General features: G+C 70.6%; 16 protein-coding genes. 2 read left to right on the forward strand and 14 right to left on the reverse strand.

The annotated features are described in order from the left end of the window. The 3 genes from AOK18_RS01140 to AOK18_RS01155 form a co-directional block, all read right to left on the reverse strand. Positions 1-263 (reverse strand): trypco2 family protein (locus tag AOK18_RS01140; RefSeq protein WP_338119095.1); only part of this gene is annotated, 263 nt, incomplete at its 3' end. Positions 264-584: 321 nt separating this feature from the next. Next, positions 585-1,973 (reverse strand): amidase, encoded by a 1,389-nt coding sequence (locus tag AOK18_RS01145; RefSeq protein ID WP_055693041.1) that lies wholly within the window; start codon positions 1,971-1,973, stop codon positions 585-587. A gap of 729 nt (positions 1,974-2,702) precedes the next feature. Then, the gene (locus AOK18_RS01155; RefSeq protein ID WP_055570526.1) at positions 2,703-2,897 is read right to left on the reverse strand and encodes a hypothetical protein; all 195 of its coding nucleotides are present in this window, start codon (positions 2,895-2,897) and stop codon (positions 2,703-2,705) included. A 178-nt stretch (positions 2,898-3,075) separates the two neighbouring features. Here AOK18_RS01155 and AOK18_RS01160 point away from each other — a divergent pair, with 178 nt between their 5' ends. Beyond that, on the forward strand, positions 3,076-5,232 hold the full coding sequence (locus AOK18_RS01160; protein WP_055693035.1) for a S9 family peptidase: 2,157 nt from the start codon (positions 3,076-3,078) through the stop codon (positions 5,230-5,232). Positions 5,233-5,629: 397 nt separating this feature from the next. Next, on the forward strand, positions 5,630-7,435 hold the full coding sequence (locus AOK18_RS01165) for an ABC-F family ATP-binding cassette domain-containing protein (protein ID WP_079104787.1): 1,806 nt from the start codon (positions 5,630-5,632) through the stop codon (positions 7,433-7,435). 47 nt (positions 7,436-7,482) lie between these two features. Here the strand turns inward: AOK18_RS01165 and AOK18_RS01170 are convergent, their stop codons facing one another. From AOK18_RS01170 to typA, 11 genes are all read right to left on the reverse strand, one after another. Beyond that, positions 7,483-8,577 carry an ABC transporter ATP-binding protein gene (locus AOK18_RS01170; protein WP_240503008.1) on the reverse strand — a complete coding sequence of 365 codons (1,095 nt, stop codon included), beginning with the start codon at positions 8,575-8,577 and terminating at the stop codon, positions 7,483-7,485. Next, a complete protein-coding gene (locus AOK18_RS01175; RefSeq protein ID WP_055574194.1) occupies positions 8,570-9,553 on the reverse strand; it encodes an ABC transporter ATP-binding protein in 984 nt (327 codons plus the stop codon). The genes AOK18_RS01170 and AOK18_RS01175 overlap by 8 nt, the downstream gene beginning before the upstream one ends. A 9-nt stretch (positions 9,554-9,562) precedes the next feature. Beyond that, the gene (locus tag AOK18_RS01180) at positions 9,563-10,543 is read right to left on the reverse strand and encodes an ABC transporter permease (RefSeq protein WP_055574193.1); all 981 of its coding nucleotides are present in this window, start codon (positions 10,541-10,543) and stop codon (positions 9,563-9,565) included. Beyond that, positions 10,536-11,459 (reverse strand): ABC transporter permease, encoded by a 924-nt coding sequence (locus AOK18_RS01185; protein ID WP_055693036.1) that lies wholly within the window; start codon positions 11,457-11,459, stop codon positions 10,536-10,538. Before AOK18_RS01185 ends, AOK18_RS01180 begins: the two co-directional genes overlap by 8 nt. Before the next feature lie 6 nt (positions 11,460-11,465). Beyond that, complete coding sequence (locus AOK18_RS01190) at positions 11,466-13,097, reverse strand: peptide ABC transporter substrate-binding protein (RefSeq protein ID WP_055693037.1); 1,632 nt, start codon at positions 13,095-13,097, stop codon at positions 11,466-11,468. 283 nt (positions 13,098-13,380) lie between these two features. Continuing rightward, entirely contained in the window at positions 13,381-14,529 is a 1,149-nt protein-coding gene (locus AOK18_RS01195) for an ABC transporter ATP-binding protein (RefSeq protein ID WP_055693038.1), read from the reverse strand. Continuing rightward, positions 14,522-15,577: an ABC transporter ATP-binding protein gene (locus AOK18_RS01200; protein WP_055570347.1), complete on the reverse strand. Its 1,056-nt coding sequence runs from the start codon at positions 15,575-15,577 to the stop codon at positions 14,522-14,524. The genes AOK18_RS01195 and AOK18_RS01200 overlap by 8 nt, the downstream gene beginning before the upstream one ends. Before the next feature lie 12 nt (positions 15,578-15,589). Then, positions 15,590-16,555 carry an ABC transporter permease gene (locus tag AOK18_RS01205; RefSeq protein WP_055693039.1) on the reverse strand — a complete coding sequence of 322 codons (966 nt, stop codon included), beginning with the start codon at positions 16,553-16,555 and terminating at the stop codon, positions 15,590-15,592. Then, positions 16,548-17,477, reverse strand: coding sequence for an ABC transporter permease (locus AOK18_RS01210; RefSeq protein ID WP_055570349.1), 930 nt, complete (start codon positions 17,475-17,477; stop codon positions 16,548-16,550). Before AOK18_RS01210 ends, AOK18_RS01205 begins: the two co-directional genes overlap by 8 nt. A gap of 141 nt (positions 17,478-17,618) precedes the next feature. Next, positions 17,619-19,250: a peptide ABC transporter substrate-binding protein gene (locus tag AOK18_RS01215; protein ID WP_055693040.1), complete on the reverse strand. Its 1,632-nt coding sequence runs from the start codon at positions 19,248-19,250 to the stop codon at positions 17,619-17,621. A 785-nt stretch (positions 19,251-20,035) separates the two neighbouring features. Then, a complete protein-coding gene (typA, locus tag AOK18_RS01220; RefSeq protein WP_055570351.1) occupies positions 20,036-21,952 on the reverse strand; it encodes a translational GTPase TypA in 1,917 nt (638 codons plus the stop codon). Positions 21,953-22,084: the final 132 nt, after the last annotated feature.

Genomic DNA, 22,084 nt, shown 5'->3' on the forward strand with positions numbered 1-22,084 from the left:
TCCCAGACCCGCAGGGTGAGCGTCAGCGTCTGCCGCCGCGTACCGCCCCGCCCACCGCCGGCCTCCCCGGCGACCTTGGCGCCGGGGAGGCCCACCTCGACCTTCACCCCGCCGTTGCCGTCCCGGCGGAACTCCACCTCCAGCGCCAGCTCCGCCTGTTCCACCTCGAACCGGAACTGCTCGTGCGCGCCCTCGTCCTGCGCCGCGTACAGCTCCCGCCGCAGTTCCCCGAGCGCCTCGGCCAGCGAAACTCCCCTGTCCACGGTCCCCCTCGCTCCCGGGCGCCCGACTCCGGCACCCCGGCCCCAGTGTGTCCCAGCCGCCTCACCGTCCGCAGGGGTTCACCACGGCCCGGCACGCGGCCGCGACGGTGCGGGCACCCGGCCCTCCCGAGAGGTACGCCCCGTTCCGCACCGAGGCGCCGGGCCCCGGGGCCGACCGCACTCGGCACGCTGCCCACGGGCGTCAAGCACGTTTCTGGAGCTGCGAGTTCGCGGTCCGCCGAAGCCGTTCGAAATCGGGTGCCGGGGCGGGGATTCGATCTGTCGTCAGGCGTCCCGTCCGGTCTCCCGTCAAGCGTCCCGTCAGGCGTCCCGGATGCTCCGGAACGGCTCGTCCGCCTCCAGTTCGAAGGCGAGCTCCAGCAGCGTCCGTTCGGCGCCCGGACGGCCGGAGAACATGACGCCGATCGGGAGCCCGTCCTCCGTCGTGCGGGTGGCCGGGACCGAGATCGACGGCGTGCCGACGACGTTGTTGACCGGCGTGAACGCGACGTAGGCGAGGATCCGCTCGATCAGGGTGTCGTAGGGGACGGCCGGGCTGAGGTGGCCGAGTTCGGGCGTGGTGCGGGCCAGGACCGGGGAGAGGATCAGGTCCAGCCCGCGGAACGCCGCCGCGTACGGCTCCCGCGTGCGCTTCAGCCTCCGCACCACGCCCGGCGTGCGCCGCCAGTCCTTCACGTACGTCTCGCGCAGGCCCCGGCTGAGGCCGTCCATGCGGTGCCGGTCGAAGTCCGTGCCGAGGGTCCGTCCGGTGACGCCGATCAGGAACGACAACAGGCCCCAGTAGGTGAGGAAGTCCGGGGTGAAGCTCGGGTCGATGGCCAGTTCCACCGGTTCCACGGTGTGCCCGAGCCGCTCCAGCCGCCGGGCCGTCTCCGTGACGGCCGCGCCGGTGTCGGCGTCGGAGGGGACGCCGTTGGGCGAGTCCCGCAGGAACCCGATGCGCAGGCGCCGCCGCGAGGGACCCTCGACCAGGCCGACGGGCTGCAGCTTCGGATTGCGCCAGTACTGCTCGGCGGCCGCGAGGAAGGCGGCGCTGTCCCGCACCGAGCGGCTCACCACGCCGTCGCTGACGAGGTCGATGGGCAACTGGCGGCCCTGAGCGTTGCGGACCACCCGGCCCCGGGTGGGCTTCAGGCCGACGAGGCCGCAGCAGGCGGCGGGGATCCGGATCGAACCGCCCCCGTCGTTGGCGTGCGCGATCGGCACCGCCCCGGCCGCGACGAGGGCCGCGCTGCCGCCCGACGAACCGCCCGCCGAACGGCCCGTGTGCCACGGGTTGCGGACGGGCTCCGCACCCTCGTACTCCGTGGTCGGGCTGAACCCGAACTCGGGCATCCGGGTCTTGCCGAGCACCGTGACGCCGGTGCTGACGAACTGCCGGGCGAACGGGGCGTGCCGGCGCGCGGCCCTCGGCACGAACGCGGCGCTGCCGTGCCCGGTGGGCAGACCCCGGTAGTCGGTGTTGTCCTTGACGAAGGTCGGCACCCCGGTGAGGGAACCGACCGGCCCGGAACGGTACGCCGGGACCTCGACGTGCACCTGGACGGCGTGCAGCCGGTCCTCCACCGCCCTGACCCGGGCCGCCGCGTCGCGGGCGGCCTCGGCGGCGCTCACCTCCCCCCGGCGGATCGCCTCGGCGAGACCCACGGCGTCATGGTCGCCGAGGGCGTCGTCGCGGAAGGCGTGCACCCTGGCGGGACCCCGCTCCCGGCCCTGCCCCCGCTCCCGTCCCCGTTCCTTTTCCTGTTCCTGGTCCTCGGAAGTCGTCACCGGTGGCACCGCCCCTGAACGTGTGGATGATTGCCCGCCATCATTCCTTACCGGCGAGTAACAGGCGAGGGGGAGAGGGGCCCGGGCCGGGGTTCCGCGGACCGCGCCGCGGCCGGCGAGACGGGCGAGGCGGGCGAGGCGGGCGAGGCGGGCGAGGCGGGCGAGGCGGGCGACGCCGAACCCCGGCGGAACGGCCGGGGCGATCAGCACGAAGGCGGCGCGGTCGAGAATGGCCGGCTTCACCCACCCGGAACCAGGTCGTACGCCCCGTCGCACTCGTCGCCCACCGGGAACAGCCGGCCGAACTCCCCGGCGCGGGACGCCCGGTGGGCACCGCCGCACCTCTGGTGACGGGCGTACGCGCACGTCCCGCCCACGTCGGATCCGCCGCCGAGCGCACCCCGGAGCCGGGCCGCGCAGCCGGCGAACAGCGCGCGGGACCACGGGCGCGCCCACCGCGGCGGGCGCCGCCACGGGCCGTCGCGCGGGCCGACGGGGACGCGGTGGAGGTTCCAGAGACTCCCCGGCGGCCGGAGGACCAGCGGTCCCGTGCCGTCGGGCAGCCCGGCCTCCCTCACCTGTCGGTCCCAGCGTGTTGTGCCGACACCCCCGGGGAGGTGCGGAGTCGGGCCGGACGAGGCCGGCGGATCAGAAGTTGATGCTGCCGATCATGCCCGCGATGTTGGTCGTCAACTCACTGATCGTAGGCGCGATCGTCGACGACGCCATGTAGAAGCCGAGGAGCATGCAGATCACCGCATGCCCCGTCTTGAGGCCCGACTTCTTGATCAGCAGGAAGACGATGATCGCCAGCAGCACTACCGCCGAAATCGAGAGTGCCACGGCGGCTCACCTCCAAGGATCCCAGGACGACAGGGGGGTAGGAATATGGGGGCAGATAAATCCACACAGCAGCCAGCAGGTTCATACCCACTATGCGCTAACGATCATAACTATCCGTACGTGCGCATCGGTCGGCGCACAGCCGCACAAGGGGGCGCATGGCCAATATGGTCATGGCATGACGACCGACACCGACTCCTTCCCCCGACGGCACGCCCGCACCCAGCGCTTCACGCTCGGCGCGCCGCGTTCGTTCACCGTGGCACCCGACGGCTCCCGGGTGGTGTTCCTGCGCTCGGGCTCCGGCACGGACCGGGCCAACGCGCTGTGGGTGCTCGACCCCCGAGGCGGCGGGGAGCGCGTGGCGGCCGACCCGCACGCCCTGCTGGGCGGCGCCGAGGAGCGCCTGTCGGCCCAGGAGCGGGCGCGGCGCGAACGCAGCCGCGAGGGCGGCGCCGGCATCGTCGGCTACGCCACCGACGCGGCGGTCGAGTTGGCCTCTTTCGCCTTGTCAGGGCGGCTTTTCACAGCCGAGCTGCGCGCCGGTACGGCGCGTGAACTGCCCACTCCCGGACCGGTGATCGACCCCCGGCCGTCGCCCGACGGACGCCACGTCGCCTACGTCGCGCAGGGCGCGCTGCGGGTCGTCGGGGCGGAGGGGGCGGACGACAGGGCCCTGGCGACCCCCGAGTCGGAGAACGTCACCCACGGGCTCGCGGAGTTCATCGCGGCCGAGGAGATGGGGCGTTCGCGGGGCTTCTGGTGGGCCCCGGAGTCGGACCGGCTACTGGTGGCGCGCGTGGACGACACGCCGGTGAAGCGGTGGTGGATCTCCGATCCGGCGCATCCGGAACGGGAGCCGCAGCGGGTGGCGTACCCGGCGGCGGGGACCGCGAACGCGGAGGTCCGGCTGTTCGTGACCGGGCTGGACGGGGCGCGCACGGAGGTCGTGTGGGACCGGGCGCGGTACCCGTACCTGGCGCATGTGCACTGGTCAGCGGCGGGTGCGCCACTGCTGCTCGTACAGGCGCGCGACCAGCGCAGTCAGCTGTTCCTGGCAGTGGACCCGGACACCGGGGCCACCCGGATGGTGCACGCCGACGAAGATCCGGTTTGGCTTGATCTTTTCGCGGGGGTGCCCTGCTGGAGCCCTTCCGGACAGCTGGTCCGGATCACCGACGAGGGCGGCGCGCGGCGGCTCGCCGTCGGCGAACGCCCGCTGACCGGAGCGCAGTTGCACGTCCGCGCGGTCCTGGACGTGTCGGACGACGACGTGCTGGTGTCGGCGTCCGCGGGAGCCGGGCCGGGCACGCGGCCGGGGGCGGCGGACGGCGACCCGGAGATCGGCGAGGTGCACGTCTACCGGGTGAACGACCTGGGCGTGGAGCGCGTCTCCCGGGAACCCGGCGTGCACTCCGCGGTGCGCGCCGGGGACGTGACCGTCCTGGTGTCCGCGACACCGGACCGGCCGGGCTCCCGGGCGCGGATCCTGCGTGACGGGAAACCGACGGCGACTGTTCGCTCGTACGCCGAAGACCCCGGTATGTCCCCCCGGTTGACCCTCACCCAGGGGGGCGCACGGAAAATTCCGTGCGCCGTGCTTATGCCACGGGACTATCACGGGGACACTCCCCTCCCCGTCCTCCTGGACCCCTACGGGGGCCCGCACGGCCAGCGCGTGCTGGCCGCGCACAACCCCCACCTGACCTCGCAGTGGTTCGCCGACCAGGGCTTCGCGGTGATCGTCGCCGACGGCCGCGGCACCCCCGGCCACTCCCCCGCCTGGGAGAAGGCCGTCAAGGACGACCTCGCCGCGGTCACCGTCCAGGACCAGGTGGACGCGCTCCGGGCCCTCGCCTCCGACTTCCCGCTCGACCTGGACCGCGTCGCCATCCAGGGCTGGTCCTTCGGCGGCTACCTGGCGGCCCTGGCCGCGCTGCGCCGGCCGGACGTCTTCCACGCGGCGGTGGTCGGCGCCCCGGTCACCGACCTGCGCCTCTACGACACCCACTACCAGGAGCGCTACATCGGCCACCCGGACGAGCAGCCGGAGGTCTACCGCCGCAACTCGGTGATCGACGACGCGGGCCTGGTCGACGCCGCCGAGCCGCACCGCCCCCTGATGGTCATCCACGGCCTGGCGGACGACAACGTGGTGGTCGCCCACTCCCTGCGCCTGTCCTCGGCCCTCCTCGCGGCCGGCCGGCCCCACGAAGTCCTGCCCCTGTCCGGCGTCACCCACATGACCCCGCAGGAGGAGGTCGCCGAGAACCTCCTCCGCCTCCAGCTCGACTTCCTCAGGCGCTCGCTCGCACTCACCGCCCCGGAGGCCTGAACTCCGTTAACACGGAGGCAACTCCGGGGAAGCGGTGCCGATATACGGACACGCGAGGCTGTTGCGCGTACGGCCGTGCGGGTGCCGTGAACGGGCCGGGGTGCGCCATGTCGCCCCGGCCCGTTGCCCCGCCCGCCGTCCCGTCGGACCGGCCACCGGGCCCGCCGCACGGCCCGACGGGTCCCCGGGAGCCCGGCGGGCCGGAAATCCACGGGAGCGGCGACAGCCCCCCTGTTACGGTGGACGGCATGGCACGAGGTATCTGGTCGCAGAAGGTTCGATTCCGCCGCTGACGGCGGCGCCTTCCCCCTGGTGAAAAAGCGCTCGCCGTTCCGGTTCCCGCCGGGCGGCCGCCTTCCGCTGCCCCCGGCTCCCCCTGCGAGCTGCGGAGCATCCGTTGAACCTCACCCCTCCGACCGTCCCGGTCACCCCCGCCACCCCTGAAGTCACGCCCGTGCCCGTCGCGGCGGGCGGCGGCGCGCACCTGCGCGCCGAGGGCGTCACCGTCACCCTCGGGTCGCGCCGCGTCCTGGACGGCGTCTCGGTCACCGTCTCCGCCCGGTCGCGGATCGCCGTCGTCGGCGAGAACGGGCGGGGCAAGACGACCCTGCTGCACGTCCTGGCCGGACTGCTCGCGCCCGACGAGGGCTCCGTGCACCGGACCGGCACCCTCGGCCTGGCCCGCCAGGAACTGTCCGCGCGGGACGGCGAGACCGTCGGCACCCTGACCTCCGAGGCGCTCGCCCCGTCCCTCGCCGCCCTGCGCGCACTGGACGAGGCGGCCCTCGCCCTGGCCGCGGGGGACGACCCCGGCGCCGGCGACCTCTACGCCGCCGCCCTCGACGCCGCCACCCGGCTCGACGCGTGGGACGCGGAACGCCGCCTCGACGTCGCCCTCGACGCCCTCGGCGCCCGCACCGACCGCGACCGCCCCCTGTCCACACTGTCGGTCGGGCAGCGCTACCGGGTCCGGCTGGCCTGCCTGCTCGGCACGCACCACGACGTCCTGCTGCTCGACGAGCCGACCAACCACCTCGACGCGGGAGGCCTGGACTTCCTGACCCGTCGGCTGCGCGAGCACGACGGCGCTCTCGCCCTCGTCAGTCACGACCGGGCGCTGCTGCGGGACGTCGCGGACCGGTTCCTCGACCTCGACCCGTCCCGCGACGGGAAACCACGCCTGTACGCCGGCGGTTACGACGCCTGGCAGGAGGCCCGGCGCCGTGAGCGCGGGCGCTGGGAGCAGGAGTACGCGGAGCAGCAGGACGAGCACCGGCGGCTGCAGGACGCGGTGTCCAGGGCGCGCGACCGGCTCTCCACCGGCTGGCGGCCGGACAAAGGAACCGGCAAGCACCAGCGGCAGTCCCGCGCACCGGGCGTGGTGCAGGCCCTGAACCGGCAGCGGGACGCCCTGGAGGCGCACCGCGTCGACGTGCCGGAACCGCCGTCGGCACTGCGCTGGCCGGACCCGGGCGTCCGGCGGGGCGCGCCCCTGGTGCGGGCGCACGGCATCGCGGTCGACGGGCGGCTGGCCGGCCCCGTCGACCTCACCCTCGACGGCGGCGACCGGCTGCTCGTCACCGGAGCGAACGGTGCCGGGAAGTCCACGCTGCTCGCCGTGCTGGCCGGCGCGCTCGACCCCACGGAAGGTTACGTGCGGACGGTGAAGGGGGCGCGGGTCGTGCGGGTCACCCAGGAGACCGCCGCCCAGGACCCCGGTCTCACCGCCCGCGAGGCGCACGCCCGCCACGTCGGACGGCTGGTGGCGCGCGGCGTGCTCCGCGACGCCGACGCCGTCCCGCTCGGGGCACTCGGACTGCTGGACTCCGACGCCCTGCGCACCCCGGTCGGGCGGATGTCGCAGGGGCAGCGGCGGCGCCTCGACCTGGCGCTGGCACTGGCCGGGCGGCCCGGACTGGTCCTGCTCGACGAGCCGACCAACCACCTGTCGGCGGCCCTGGTCGACGAGCTGACCGAAGCGCTCCGCGCCACCAGCGCCGCCGTCGTCGTCGCGACGCACGACCGGCAGCTGCTCCGCGACCTGGCCCACTGGCCGCGACGGGAGGTGACCGCGCTCCGGCACGAGGAGGACCGGGAAGACCGGGAAGACCCGAAGGACCGGGAAGACCCGGAGGACCCAGAGGACCGGGAGGACCCGGAGGACCCGGAGGACCCGGAGGACCGGGCGCCCGGTCCGGTCTGACCGGTCCGACCGGCCGGGTCCTCCGCCCGCCCCGCCGGCGGCCTCCCCTACGGCACCACCCGCTTCTCCTCCGCGAAGTGGCACGCCGAGGCGTGGGCCGCCGGGCCGCCGGCCTCGCGGAACACCTCGGGGACCGCCAGCAGCGGCACCTCCTCGGCGCACTTGTCCCGCGCCTTCCAGCAGCGGGTGCGGAAGCGGCAGCCGGAGGGGATGTTCGTCGGGGACGGCACGTCGCCGGTGAGGATGATCCGCTCCCGGTGCTCGCGGGCCGCCGGGTCCGGCACCGGGACGGCGGACAGGAGGGCCTGCGTGTACGGGTGGGTCGGGTGGTCGTAGATCTGGGCGTCGGTGCCGGTCTCGACGATCCGGCCCAGGTACATCACGCCGACCCGGTCGGAGATGTGCCGGACGATCGACAGGTCGTGCGCGATGAAGACGAACGCCAGGTCGAACTCGGTCCGGAGCCGGTCCATCAGGTTGATGACCTGGGCCTGGACGGACACGTCCAGCGCGGAGACCGGCTCGTCGGCGACGATCACCTCGGGGTTCAGGGCCAGGCCCCGGGCGATGCCGATGCGCTGGCGCTGGCCGCCGGAGAACTGGTGCGGGTACCGGTTGACGTACTCCGGGTTGAGCCCGACCACGTCCAGCAGGTCCTGCACGCGCCTGCGCCGGTCGCCCTTCGGCGCCACCTCGGGGTGGATCTCGAAGGGCTCCCCGATGATGTCGCCCACCGTCATGCGCGGGTTCAGCGAGGTGTACGGGTCCTGGAACACCATCTGGATGTTGCGGCGGACGGCCTTCAGCGCCTTCCCCGACAGCCGGGTGACGTCCTCGCCCTTGTAGCGGATCGCGCCGGCCGTCGGCCTCTCCAGGTGGACCAGCATCTTCGCGACGGTGGACTTGCCGCACCCCGACTCGCCCACGACGCCCAGCGTCTCGCCCCGGCCGAGCGCGAAGTCGACCCCGTCGACGGCCTTCACGGCGCCGACCTGCTTGCGGATCAGGACGCCCCGGGTCAGCGGGTAGTGCTTGACCAGGCCGGAGACCTCCAGGATCGGCTCCCCGGCGGGACCCGCGCCCTTCTCGAAGCCCGTCGCCGGGGCCGGCCTCCCCTCCGTCCCGCCCCTCGGCTCAGCCATGCAGGCACTCCCTCCAGAAGTGGCAGGCGCTGCCCCGGCCGGCCTCCGACTCGGTGACCTCGTACAGCGGCGGCTCGTCGGTGCGGCAGACGTCCCGGGCCATCGGGCAGCGGGGGTGGAAGGCGCAGCCGGGCGGGATGTCCATCAGGTTGGGCGGCAGCCCCCTGATGGCGTAGAGCTCCCGGCCCTTTTGGTCCAGTCGGGGGATGGAGTCCAGCAGGCCCCGGGTGTACGGGTGGGCGGGGGCCTTGTAGATGTCGTGCACGGGGGCCGACTCGACGATCCGGCCCGCGTACATGACGGCGATCCGGTCGGCGACGTCGGCGACCACGCCGAGGTCGTGGGTGATGAGGATCAGGCCCATCCGGTACTCGCGCTGGAGCTCCGCCAGCAGCTCCATGACCTGGGCCTGGACGGTGACGTCGAGGGCGGTGGTCGGTTCGTCGGCGATGATCAGGGCCGGTTCCAGGGCCAGCGCCATGGCGATCATGATGCGCTGGCGCATGCCGCCGGAGAACTGGTGCGGGTACTGCCGCACCCGTTCCCGGGCGGCGGGGATGCGCACCCGGTCCATCAGCTCGACGGCCTCGGCCCGCGCGTCCTTCTTCGACATGCCCCGGTGCACGGTGAACATCTCGCCGAGCTGGTCGCCCACCGAGATCACCGGGTTGAGGGAGGACAGCGCGTCCTGGAAGATCATCGCCATCTCGGCGCCCCGCACCTTGCGGCGCTGCTCCTCCTTCAGGGTCAGGAGGTCGCGGCCCCGGAAGATCACCTCGCCGCCGGTGATCCGGCCGGGCGGCACGTCGAGGATGCCCATGATCGCCTGCGCGGTCACGGACTTGCCGGAACCGGACTCGCCGAGCACGGCGAGCGTCTCGCCCTCGTCGACGCCGTAGCTGACGCCGTTGACGGCCTGGGCGACACCGTCCCGGGTGTGGAACTCCACGTGCAGGTCGTGTACGTCGAGCAGCATGGCGGCGGCTCACCTCAGCTTCGGGTCGAGGGCGTCGCGCACCGCGTCGCCGAGCATGATGAACGCCAGGACGGTGACCGCGAGGGCGCCGGAGGGCCACAGCAGCGCGTGCGGGGCGTTGCGGACGTAGGGGGAGGCGGCGGAGATGTCGATGCCCCAGGAGACGCTGGGCGGCTTCAGCCCGACGCCGAGGTAGGACAGGGTCGCCTCCAGCGAGATGTACGTACCGAGCGCGATGGTCGCCACGACGATGACCGGGGCGATCGCGTTGGGCGCGATGTGGCGCAGTACCAGCCGGGAGTTGGAGGCGCCCAGGGCCCGCGCGGCCTGGACGTAGTCGTTCTGCTTGGCGGTGATGACCGAGCCGCGGGCGATGCGGGACAGCTGCGGCCAGCCGAGCAGCACGATGAAGCCGATGACGGGCCAGACGGTGTTGCTGGTGATGACGGACAGCAGCACCAGGCCGCCGAGGACGACCGGGATGGCGAAGAAGACGTCGGTGATCCGGGACAGCACCGAGTCCCCCACCCCGCCGAAGAATCCGGCCAGCGCGCCCAGGACGCTGCCGAGGACCGCGACGCCGAGCGTGGCCAGGACACCGACCGCGACGGACGTGCGGGCGCCGTAGACGGTACGGGTGTACACGTCGCAGCCCTGCCCGTTGAAGCCGAAGGGGTGGCCCGGCTGGGAGCCCTCCTGGGCCTTGGCCAGGTCGCACTGGAGGGGGCTGCCGGAGGTGATCAGCGAGGGCCACAGGGAGATGACGACCAGGAAGAGGATCACCAGGGCGGAGACGACGAAGACGGGGTTGCGGCGCAGGTCGTGCCAGGCGTCGGACCACAGGGAGCGCGGCTTCTCCCGGGGGCCGGGGCCCTCGGGGCCCCCCGGGGCCCTCTCCAGGGTCTCGGCCTCGTCGACGCCCAGGTCCATGGTGCCACCCATGCCGGTCCCCGCGACGGCGCGGTCGGGGTCGAAGTGCTGTTCAGGCATAGCGGATCCTCGGGTCCAGAACGGCGTACAGGAGGTCGACGACGAGGTTGGCGACCAGGAAGACCAGCACGAGGACGGTCACGAAGCCGACGACGGTCTGGGTGTTCTGCCGCAGGATGCCCTGGTAGATCTGGTAGCCGACACCGTGGATGTTGAAGATCCGCTCGGTGACGATCGCGCCGCCCATCAGGAAGCCGATGTCGGCGCCGATGAAGGTGACCACCGGGATGAGGGAGGTGCGCAGCAGGTGCCGGGTGATCACCCGGCGCCGGGGCAGCCCCTTGGCGACGGCGGTGCGGACGTAGTCGGAGCGCCGGTTCTCGGCGATGGAGGTGCGGGTCAGCCGGGTGACGTAGGCGAGGGAGACCGAGGCCAGCACCAGGCCGGGCAGGATCAGCTCGTCGAACGGGGCCTCGGAGGAGACCGACGGCCTGATCCACCCCCACTTCACCCCCAGCAGCAGCTGGAGCAGCAGGCCGGTGACGAAGGTGGGCACGGAGATGACGACGAGGGTGAGCAGCAGGACGCCGGTGTCGACGGGCCGTCCCCGGCGCAGTCCGGTGACCACGCCGAGGACGATGCCGACGACGACCTCGAAGAGGATCGCGATGACCGTGAGCCGGATGGTGACGGGGAACGCGGTGGCCATCAGCTCGGTGACCTCCTGGCCGTTGAACGCCGTACCGAAGTCGCCGGTGAAGACGTTCCCCATGTAGGTCAGGTACTGCTGCCAGACGGGCTTGTCGAGGCCGAACTCCTTCTCCAGCCGGGCCGCCGTCGCCGGGTCGCAGCGCCGTTCGCCGCAGAGGCCGGCGATGGGGTCGCCCATCACGTTCACCATCAGGAAGATCAGCAGCGTGGCCCCGACGAACACCGGGATCATCTGGAGCAGCCGCCGGACGACGTAGCGTCCCACGGCGGGTCAGCTCACCTTGATCTGGTCGTACACGGGGACGCTGAAGGGGTTGAGCTCCACGTCGGACAGCCGCTCGGACCAGCCCGCGCTGCCGTTCTGGTACCACAGCGGGATGGCGGCCATGTTGTCGCGGACGACCTCCTCGGCCTGCTGGAACAGGCCGACGGCCTTGGCGGTGTCGCTCTCCTGGTTGGCCCGGTCGACGAACTCGTCGAAGTTCTTGTTCGACCACTTGCCGTCGTTGGAGGAGGCGTCGGTGTAGTAGAGCGGCTGGAGGAAGTTCTGGATGAGCGGGTAGTCCATCTGCCAGCCGGCGCGGAACGGGCCGCTCATCTTCTGCTGGGTGATCTGGTTGCGGAAGTCGGCGAAGGTGCCGACCGGGTTGCCGGCGCAGGCACGTTCGTCGCCCAGCGCGTTGTTGATGGAGTTGCAGACGGCGTCGACCCAGTCCTTGTGGGAGCCGGTGTCCGCGTTGTAGGTGAGCGTGACCTTGCCGCCGGGCAGGCCGCCGCCCTCCCGGATGAGCTTCTTGGCCTCGTCCGGCTTGTACGCGCAGGCGTCGCCGCACAGTCCCTCCCGGAAGCCGCCGTCCTCGCCGAGGACCGGGGAGGTCCAGTCGGTGGCGGGGGTGCGGGTCTTCACGAAGAGGGTCTCGGTGATCTGCTTCCGGTTGATCGCCATGGACAGGCCCTTGCGGACCTTCTCCGAGCCGGTCCTGTTCCACTTCTCGTCGTAGTAGGGGAAGGCGAGGGTCTGGATGATGCCGGCGGGGACGTTGAGGTAGCGGTCGCCCAGGTCGTTCCGGACGTTCTTGAGCTGGGAGGCGGGGACGTCGTCGACCAGGTCGAGGTTGCCGGCGAGGAGGTCGGTGTAGGCGGTGTTGTTGTCGGTGTAGACCTTGAGGTCCACGCCGCCGTTCCGCGCCTTGTCGTCGCCGGGGTAGCCGTCCCACTTCCGCAGGGAGATCTGCGAGCCCTTGGCGTACGTGTCGACGGCGTACGGGCCGTTGCCGACCGGCTTGGCGACCCAGGCGTCGTGGTCGTCGAAGAAGGCGCGGGGCAGCGGGGCGAAGGCGGCGTAGCCGAGGGTGTCGGGGAAGGTCGAGAACTTCTGGGTGAGCTTGACGGTGAAGGTCCGCTCGCCGGTGACCCGGAGCCCGGAGAGGGTGTCGGCGCTCTGCTCGCCCTCCTCGGGGTGGGTCTTGTCGTAGCCCTCGATGTAGCCGAAGAAGTAGGCGTTGCGCTGGTTGTTCCTCAGGCTCGCGCCGTAGTTCCAGGCGTCGACGAAGGACTTGGCGGTGACCTTCTCGCCGTTGGAGAAGGTCCAGCCGTCCTTGACCGTGACGGTGAAGTTCTGCGAGTCCGCGGTCTCGATGGACTCGGCGAGCATGTCCTGGGCCTCGCCGGTCTCCGGGTCGTAGCGCTTGAGGCCCCGGAAGATCATGTCGAGGACCTTGCCGCCCTGCACCTCGTTGGTGTTGGCCGGCTCCAGCGGGTTCTGCGGGTCGCCCCAGGAGGCGCTCAGCACCGCGCCGGCGTCACCGCTGCCGCCGCCCCCGCTCCCGCCCCCGCAGGCCGTCACCACGAGCGCGAGCGCCACCGCGCATGCGGCCCATGGGGCGTGCGTGGCTCCGCGCATGGAGTGCCTCCTCGTACCGACGCAGTGGTCGCTGACGCTTTACGCCAATATCGACACAAAAGACATGCGTCGCACACGTAGGACGTCTGTACGGGGTCGACTCCAGCCGTATGTACGTATCACCGGGCCGCTCGGCGGGCCCGCGCCACCGGACCCGCGACGGCGAGCCCGCGGCGGCGGGCCCCGCCACCGGGCTCCCGTCACCGGGCTCCCGTCGCCGGAAACGCCGGAACCCGGCTCCCCTGTGTGCGGGGGAGCCGGGTTCCGGGCGGACCGGACGGGATCAGGCCGCGTGGACGACGTCCTTCTCCTCGGCGAAGTGGCAGGCCGATTCGTGGGCCGCCGGGGTGTCCGAGTTCTTGAAGCGCTCGGGCACCGCCAGCAGCGGGACCTCCTCGGCGCACTTGTCCTGCGCCTTCCAGCAGCGGGTGCGGAAGCGGCAGCCCGACGGCGGGTTGGCCGGCGACGGCACGTCACCGGTGAGGATGATCCGCTCCCGGTGCTCGCGGGCCGCCGGGTCCGGCACCGGGACCGCCGACAGCAGCGCCTGGGTGTAGGGGTGCGTCGGGTGGTCGTAGATCTGGGTGTCGGTGCCGATCTCGGCCATCTTGCCGAGGTACATCACGCCGACCCGGTCGGAGATGTGCCGGACGATCGACAGGTCGTGCGCGATGAAGAGGTAGGAGAGGTTGAACTCGTCCTGCAGCCCCTCCATCAGGTTGATGACCTGGGCCTGGACGGACACGTCCAGTGCGGAGACCGGCTCGTCGCAGATGATGATCTCGGGGTTCAGCGCCAGGCCCCGGGCGATGCCGATGCGCTGGCGCTGGCCGCCGGAGAACTGGTGCGGGTACCGGTTGATGTACTCCGGGTTGAGCCCGACCACGTCCAGCAGGTCCTGGACCTTCTTGCGCCGGTCGCCCTTCGGCGCCACCTCGGGGTGGATCTCGAAGGGCTCCCCGATGATGTCGCCCACCGTCATGCGCGGGTTCAGCGAGGTGTACGGGTCCTGGAACACCATCTGGATGTTGCGGCGGACGGCCTTGAGGGCCCTGCCCGACAGCTTGGTGATGTCCTGGCCCTTGTAGAAGATCTCGCCGGCGGTCGCCCGCTCCAGGTTCATCAGCAGCTTGGCCACCGTGGACTTGCCGCACCCCGACTCGCCCACGATGCCCAGCGTCTCGCCCTGGTACAGGTCGAAGGAGATGCCGTCCACGGCCTTCACCGCGCCGACGCTCTTCTTGAAGAGGATGCCCTGGGTGAGCGGGAAGTGCTTCACCAGGTTGCGCACCTGGAGGATCGGCTCACCGCGCTCCACCGGCGCCTCGAGCGCGGCGACCTCCTCCGCCTCGGTCCGGGCCTCGACGACCTCCACCTCGGAGACGTTCGGCGTGGTGTCGCCCTGCTCGTCGTTCTTGCTGAGCTCAGCCATTGACCGTCTCCTTCCAGAAGTGGCACGCCGAGGCACGGCCGACCAGTTCGGTCCCGTCCGGCGCCGTCATCGGGTGCAGCGGCGGAACGTCCGTACGGCACACGTCCTGCGCCATCGGGCAGCGCGGGTTGAACGCGCAGCCGCTGGGGATGCGCGTCAGGTTCGGGGGCAGACCCTTGATCGCGTAGAGCTCCTGGCCCTTCTGGTCCAGGCGCGGGATCGACTCCAGCAGGCCCTTGGTGTACGGGTGCCCCGGGTTCCTGTACAGCTCGTGGACCGGGCCCCGCTCGACGATCCGGCCCGCGTACATCACCGCGATCTTGTCCGCGACGTCGGCGACCACGCCGAGGTCGTGGGTGATGAGGATCAGGCCCATCCGGTACTCGCGCTGGAGCTCCGCCAGCAGGTCCATCACCTGGGCCTGGACCGTCACGTCCAGGGCGGTGGTGGGCTCGTCGGCGATGATCAGCTCGGGCTCCAGGGCCAGCGCCATGGCGATCATGATGCGCTGGCGCATGCCGCCGGAGAACTGGTGCGGGTAGTCGTTCACCCGCGCCGCGGCGGCCGGGATCTTCACCCGGTCCATCATCTCGATCGCCTTGGCCTTGGCGGCCTTCTTGGACAGGCCCTCGTGCACCCGGTACATCTCGCCGAGCTGGTAGCCCACCGAGAGCACGGGGTTGAGCGAGGACAGCGCGTCCTGGAAGATCATGGCGATCTTCCGGCCGCGGATCCTGCGCCGCTGCTCCTCGGACATCTTCAGCATGTCCTGGCCGCGGAACATGATCTCGCCCCGCGGGATGCGCCCGGGGGGCATGTCGAGGATGCCCATGATCGCCTGCGCGGTCACGGACTTGCCGGAACCGGACTCGCCGAGCACGGCGAGCGTCTCGCCCGCCTCCACGGAGTAGTTGACCCCGTTGACGGCCTTGGCGACACCGTCCCGGGTGTGGAACTCCACGTGCAGGTCACGGACGTCCAGCAGCGGGCCGTCGAACCCCACGGCCTCCGGCTCGAGGACGGCGTCGGTCTTGTCGATGATGCTCACGTAACGCCTCCCTCAGCGCGACTTGGGGTCAAGGGCGTTGCGGACCGCATCGCCGAACATGAGGAACGCCAGCACCGTGACGCTGAGCATCGCGGCCGGGAAGAACAGGACGTACTGCGCGGTGCGCAGGTAGTCCTTGCCCGAGGAGATGTCCTGGCCCCAGGAGATCGCCTCGGTGAGACCGATGCCCAGGAAGGACAGGGTGGCCTCCGCCGTGATGTAGCCGCCCAGTGCGATGGTGGCGACGACGATCACGGGGGCGACGGCGTTCGGAAGGATGTGCTTGAACAGGATGCGGCCGGTTCCCGCGCCCAGGGCCCTGGCCGCGGTGACGTAGTCGGCCTGCTTGACCGTGATCACCGAGCCGCGCATGACGCGGGCGATGGAGGTCCAGCCGAGCACGGCCAGCGCCAGCGCGACGACCGGGACCGAGCGCTCGGCGAAGGTGTTCAGCACGACCATGGCGCCGAGCAGGAACGGGATGCCGAAGAAGACGTCGGTGACCCGGGAGACCACCGAGTCGACCCAGCCGCCGAAGTAGCCGGAGATCAGGCCGACCAGACCGCCCACCAGGCTCACCACCAGGGTGACCATGACGCCGACGAGGATCGAGGCGCGGGTGCCGTGCAGCACCCGGGCGTAGATCGAGCGGCCCTGGTGGTCGTAGCCGAACCACTCGGCGGAGAAGAGGTGGCTCATCTGGGGCGACTGCAGGTAGTGCGCGGTCAGGTCGCCGTCCCGCGGGCTGACCGAGCCCGAGATGAACAGGTCCGGCACGGCCGCTATCAGCAGCAGCAGCAGGATCAGGAAGGTCGAGAGCAGGAACATCCAGTTGTGGCGCAGGTCGTACCAGGCGTCGGACCACAGGCTGCGCGGCTTGCCCGGGGCGGGGCCCGCGTCGGTGGCGAGGACGGCGTCCGGGGTGGTCGCGGCCTGGGCGGCGACCACGGTGTCCGTCTTCGAGGTCAGCTCAGACATAGCGAATCCTCGGGTCCAGGACCGCGTACAGCAGGTCGACGAGCAGGTTGACGAAGAGGTAGATGAGGACCATCACTGTGACGATGCCCACCACCGTCGCTCCCTCGCGGCGGCTGAGCGCCAGGTAGACCAGGTTGCCGATGCCCTGCACGTTGAAGATGCCCTCGGTGATGATCGCGCCGGTCATCAGGCTGCCGATGTCGATACCGAGGAAGGTGACCACGGGGATCATCGAGTTCCGCATCAGGTGCATGGAGATGATGCGGCGGCGCGGCAGGCCCTTGGCCACCGCCGTGCGCATGTAGTCCGCGCGCAGGTTCTCCGCGATGGAGGTGCGCGTCAGACGTGCCACGTACGCCAGGGAGAGCGAGGCCAGGACGATGGCCGGCAGGAGCAGCTGTCCCACGTTCATCGAGTCCTGGACCGTCGGCGTCACCCAGCCGAACTGCATCGCGAACAGCCACTGGAACAGGAAGCCGAGCACGAACGACGGAACCGAGATCAGCGCCAGCGTGATCACCAGCACGCTGGTGTCGGTCTTCCTGCCCGCCCGCATGCCGGAGACGATGCCCATCGACACGCCGACGAGGACGGTGAAGACGAAGGCGAGGATCGTCAGCCGGATGGTGACGGGGAACGCCTCCCCGATGACCTCGGCGACCGGCCGGCGGCTGGCGATCTGGGTGCCGAAGTCACCCTGCGGCAGGCCGGTGAGGTAGTTGATGTACTGCTGCCAGAGCGGCTTGTCCAGCCCGTACTCCGCCTTGATCGCCGCGATCTGCGACACGTCCACCGACTGTTCTCCGTACAGCGCGCGTACGGGGTCGCCGGGCAGCGCGTACATCATGAGAAAGATCAGCAGTGTCGTCCCGATGAATACCGGGATCATCTGGAGCAGTCGCCGCGCGACGTAGCGCCCCATGGTTCCTCCATGTCGGTCACAGCGGGAAAAGCCGACGGGCTGTCCGCCTCCGTCGTCCGGAGACTCACACCCCGTCGGCCCCCGCCGGCACCGGTGACGGCCCCGGATCGAGGGGCCGTCACCCGTGTGCGAACTGTTCGGTTACTTCTTGAGGACCTCGATGTCGTGCAGGATCGGGTCGCCCTCGGTGTTGAACTTCACGTTCTTGACGTTCGTGGAGTAGCCGAAGTTCGTCTTGTAGTACCAGAGCGGGATGGCCGGCATCTTCTCGAACATGGCCTTCTCCGCCTCCTGGTACGCCTTGATGGCGCCGTCCAGGTCCGCGGCGTTGTCGCCCTTCTTGAAGAGACCGTCGATCTCCTTGTCGGCGAAGCCGGACGTGTTGCCGTCCGCCTTGGAGCCGTACAGGTCACGCAGGAAGTTCACGTTGAGCGGGTAGTCCTGCACCCAGCCACCGCGGTACATGGACTTGACTTCCTTGGCGTCACGCGCGTCCAGGTCGGTCTGGAAGTCCGGCTTGGAGTCGCCGGCGCAGTCGACGCCGGTGGCCTTGCGGATGCTGTTGCAGACCGCCTCGACCCACTCCTTGTGGCCGCCGTCCGCGTTGAACTGGATGAAGATCTTGTTGCCGGGGACGCCGCCGCCCTCTTCGATGAGCTTCTTGGCCTTGGCGGCGTCGTAGGTGAGGATGTCGCCCGCGACGCCCTCCTGGAAGCCGGCCACGCCCTTGGCCACGAAGCTGGTCGCGGGCTCACGGGTGTTGTTGAGGACGGTCTTGGTGATCGTGTCGCGGTCGATCGCCATCGACAGGCCCTGCAGGACCTTGGGGTCGATGTCCTTCCACTGCTTGGTGTAGAAGGCCGGGACGATGGACTGGATGGCGTTGTAGTCCTGGTCCACCGCGCGCTCGCCCAGGTCCGTCTTGCGCTTGGGCAGGTCCTTCGGACCGATCTGGCGGATGATGTCCAGGTTGTTGGAGAGCAGGTCCTGGTAGCCGGCCTCGACGGTGGTGTAGTTCTTGAAGATCACACCGCCGTTCTTGGGCTTGTCCTCGCCCTTGTAGTCGGCGTAGGTCTTGAGCTCGATCTGCTTCTTGTGCTCCCACTTGACGAACTCGTAGGCGCCGTTGCCGACCGGCTTCTCGCCGTAGGCCTCGGGGTCCTTGAAGAAGCCGGAAGGAAGCGGGGACCAGACGTCGTAGCCGAGCTTGTACTGGAAGTACGGGATCGGCGAGGACAGCTCGATGGTGAAGGTCTTTTCGTCGACGACCTTCAGACCGGACATCGTGTCGCTCTTCGGGTCACCCTTCTCGGGGTGGACGTCCTCGAAGCCCTTGATGTCGGAGAACCAGTAGCTGTTCGTCTGGTTGTTCTTGATGTTGGCGGACCAGTTCCAGGAGTCCACGTAGGACTTGGCCGTCACGGCCTCGCCGTTGTGGAACGTCCAGCCGTCCTTGAGCTTGACCGTCCAGAGCTTGCTGTCCTCGGTCTCGACGGACTCGGCGTTCTCCATGACGACCTCGCCCTTCTCGTCGAAGTCGACGAGCTGCGAGAACACGGCCTTGATGACCTTGGAGCCGTTCGACTCCTTGGCGTTCGCCGGCTGCAGCGGGTTCTGCGGCTCGCCCACGTCGACCGAGAAAATACCCTTCGGGTCGACAGCGGCCTTGCTGTCGCCGCTGTCGCCGTCACCGCTTCCCCCACCACAGGCGGTCGCGCCAAGCGCCACTACCGCGGCCATCGCGACCCACTTGGCGCTCTTGGCACCGCGCATGGGTTCCTCCTCATAGTCCATTGGTTCACCGCAGGGAAGAGCACAGGACACGTCCGCGTCCACCGCCCGTCGCCGGCGTCCGAGATCGTCAGGTGCCCCCTGGCTCGCGAGCCCGCATCGATGACGCGTAACCCGTTCGGCCGAGTTCTACGCGCCTAACTATCTGCCATGCGACCAGACCGAACCACACCCACGAGGTCTCGGTTCGATCACAGCTGGGTCCTACATCTTCCAAAATCCGGACAAAGGGTTTCGTCGGAGATCCCTGCGAAACGGACTTGTTACACATCTATCGGAGCAAAGTGTCCGCATAGCGGACACCGGCGGGGCAAAAAGCCGTTGCGGGAAGCACGGCCCCGGTGCAGGGTCCTTGGGGGACTGTCGTGCACTCAACGCGTTTGCGCGGCAAGGGCGTTGGCCGTCGAGCCGCGTACCGGGCGTGAACCGGACGTGAAGTGGGCCACGTCGGCACGCCGTCCGCCCACTCCGGGAGAAGGGTAGTGGGCGACGCCCGTTTCAGGGGCATCTCCCGGCAGGATCGAGGGTTATCCCTACCCTCCTCTTTTGCTCCGCTTCGCCACGACGGCGCGCCGCACCGGGCCGGCCCGGACCGCGCCGTGCCGCGCCGGCCCTCCGCGGCCCGTTCCCGCACGTGTCCTGCGCCACTCCGGCGCGCGGGATCCCGCCTCCCACGCGAACGGCACCGGGCACCCCTGGGCTCAGGGGTGCCCGGTGCCGTGTGCCGCGGGGCCCCGCCCGCGCGGGGCGGGGTGCCGGCCGGCGGGTCAGCCGTGCTTGGCGCGGCTGGCGGCGCGGGCGCGCTCGCGGCCGTCCAGGTTCACCTTGCGGATGCGCACGGACTCCGGGGTCACCTCGACGCACTCGTCGTCGCGGCAGAACTCCAGGGACTGCTCCAGCGACAGCTTGCGCGGCGGGACGATCGCCTCGAACGAGTCGGCCGAGGACGACCGCATGTTGGTGAGCTTCTTCTCCTTGGTGATGTTGACGTCCATGTCGTCGGCGCGCGAGTTCTCGCCGACGATCATGCCCTCGTACACCTCGGTGCCGGGCTCGACGAACAGCACGCCGCGCTCCTGCAGGTTGGTCATCGCGAACGCGGTGACCGCGCCGGCGCGGTCGGCGACCAGGGAGCCGTTGTTCCGGGTCGTGAGCGGACCGAACCAGGGCTCGTGGCCCTCGTGGATGGAGTGCGCGATACCGGTGCCGCGGGTCTGCGTGAGGAACTCGGTGCGGAAGCCGATCAGGCCGCGCGAGGGCACCACGAACTCCAGGCGCACCCAGCCGGAGCCGTGGTTCGACATGTTGTCCATGCGGCCCTTGCGGACGCCCATGAGCTGGGTGACCGCGCCCATGTGCTCCTCGGGCACGTCGATCGTCATGCGCTCGACGGGCTCGTGCACCTTGCCGTCGATCTCCCGGGTGACCACCTGCGGCTTGCCGATGGTGAGCTCGTAGCCCTCGCGGCGCATCTGCTCGACCAGGATCGCCAGCGCCAGCTCGCCGCGGCCCTGCACCTCCCAGGCGTCGGGGCGGTCGGTGTCCAGGACGCGCAGCGAGACGTTGCCGATCAGCTCGCGGTCCAGGCGGTCCTTGACCTGGCGGGCGGTGACCTTGCGGTCCTTCACGGCCGCCTTCGCGTCGGCGCCCTTGCCGGTGCCGCCGCGACCGACCAGCGGCGAGGTGTTGGTGCCGATGGTCATGGAGATCGCGGGCTCGTCCACCATGATCAGCGGCAGCGGGACCGGGTTCTCCGGGTCGGCCAGGGTCTCGCCGATCATGATGTCGGGGATGCCGGCGACCGCGCAGATGTCACCGGGGCCGGCCTTCTCGGCGGGCTTGCGGGTGAGCGCCTCGGTCATCATCAGCTCGGAGATCCGCACGTTCTGCACGGAGCCGTCGCGCTTCATCCAGGCGACCGTCTGGCCCTTCTTCAGCTCGCCCTGGTGGACGCGGAGCAGGGCGATGCGGCCGAGGAAGTTGTCGGCGTCCAGGTTGGTGACGTGGGCCTGGAGCGGGGCGCCCTCGTCGTACGTGGGGGCCGGGATGTGCGACAGGATGGTGGAGAAGAACGGCTCGAGCGAGTCCGAGTCCGCCGGGACCGTGCCGTCCTCCGGCTTGGTCAGCGAGGCGATGCCGTCGCGGCCGCAGGCGTAGACGATCGGGAACTCGATCTGGTCCTCGTCGGCGTCCAGGTCGAGGAACAGGTCGTAGGCCTCGTTGACGACCTCGTCGATGCGGGAGTCCGGCCGGTCCGTCTTGTTGATGCACAGGATGATCGGCAGCTTCGCCTGCAGCGCCTTGCGCAGCACGAAGCGGGTCTGGGGCAGCGGCCCCTCGGAGGAGTCGACGAGCAGCACGACGCCGTCGACCATCGACAGGGCACGCTCGACCTCGCCACCGAAGTCGGCGTGGCCGGGGGTGTCGATGATGTTGATCGTGATCGGGTCCCCGCCGTCCTTGGGGTGGTACTTCACCGCCGTGTTCTTGGCGAGGATCGTGATGCCCTTCTCACGTTCCAGATCGCCGGAGTCCATCATGCGCTCGTCGACCTGGTCGAGCTGGTGGGCCGCGAAGGCGCCCGCCTGCTTGAGCATGCCGTCGACGATGGTGGTCTTGCCGTGGTCGACGTGGGCGACGATGGCGACGTTTCGGATGTCGTGACGCTGGATGGACAAAGCCATGGGTTGGCGTACTCCCGGGATGGTGAGGAATGCCCTGCGCAGACGGCTGCGGTGCGCGGGCCCTGCCGGGCTGGACACGCCACGGCCATTCCCATGGTACGGGCCCCCGGCACCGGGGGCCCGTACCATGGG

The sequence above is a fragment of the Streptomyces prasinopilosus genome, from assembly GCF_001419695.1.
Lineage (GTDB): Bacteria > Actinomycetota > Actinomycetes > Streptomycetales > Streptomycetaceae > Streptomyces > Streptomyces prasinopilosus.

Excerpts from the sequence above, each read along its gene's own strand:
- AOK18_RS01160 (WP_055693035.1), top strand. The coding sequence starts at position 3,076 with ATGACGACCGACACCGACTCCTTCCCCCGACGGCACGCCCGCACCCAG.
- AOK18_RS01170 (WP_240503008.1), bottom strand. The coding sequence starts at position 8,577 with ATGGCTGAGCCGAGGGGCGGGACGGAGGGGAGGCCGGCCCCGGCGACG.
- AOK18_RS01175 (WP_055574194.1), bottom strand. The coding sequence starts at position 9,553 with ATGCTGCTCGACGTACACGACCTGCACGTGGAGTTCCACACCCGGGAC.
- AOK18_RS01180 (WP_055574193.1), bottom strand. The coding sequence starts at position 10,543 with ATGCCTGAACAGCACTTCGACCCCGACCGCGCCGTCGCGGGGACCGGC.
- AOK18_RS01190 (WP_055693037.1), bottom strand. The coding sequence starts at position 13,097 with ATGCGCGGAGCCACGCACGCCCCATGGGCCGCATGCGCGGTGGCGCTC.
- AOK18_RS01195 (WP_055693038.1), bottom strand. The coding sequence starts at position 14,529 with ATGGCTGAGCTCAGCAAGAACGACGAGCAGGGCGACACCACGCCGAAC.
- AOK18_RS01205 (WP_055693039.1), bottom strand. The coding sequence starts at position 16,555 with ATGTCTGAGCTGACCTCGAAGACGGACACCGTGGTCGCCGCCCAGGCC.
- AOK18_RS01210 (WP_055570349.1), bottom strand. The coding sequence starts at position 17,477 with ATGGGGCGCTACGTCGCGCGGCGACTGCTCCAGATGATCCCGGTATTC.
- AOK18_RS01215 (WP_055693040.1), bottom strand. The coding sequence starts at position 19,250 with ATGCGCGGTGCCAAGAGCGCCAAGTGGGTCGCGATGGCCGCGGTAGTG.
- typA (WP_055570351.1), bottom strand. The coding sequence starts at position 21,952 with ATGGCTTTGTCCATCCAGCGTCACGACATCCGAAACGTCGCCATCGTC.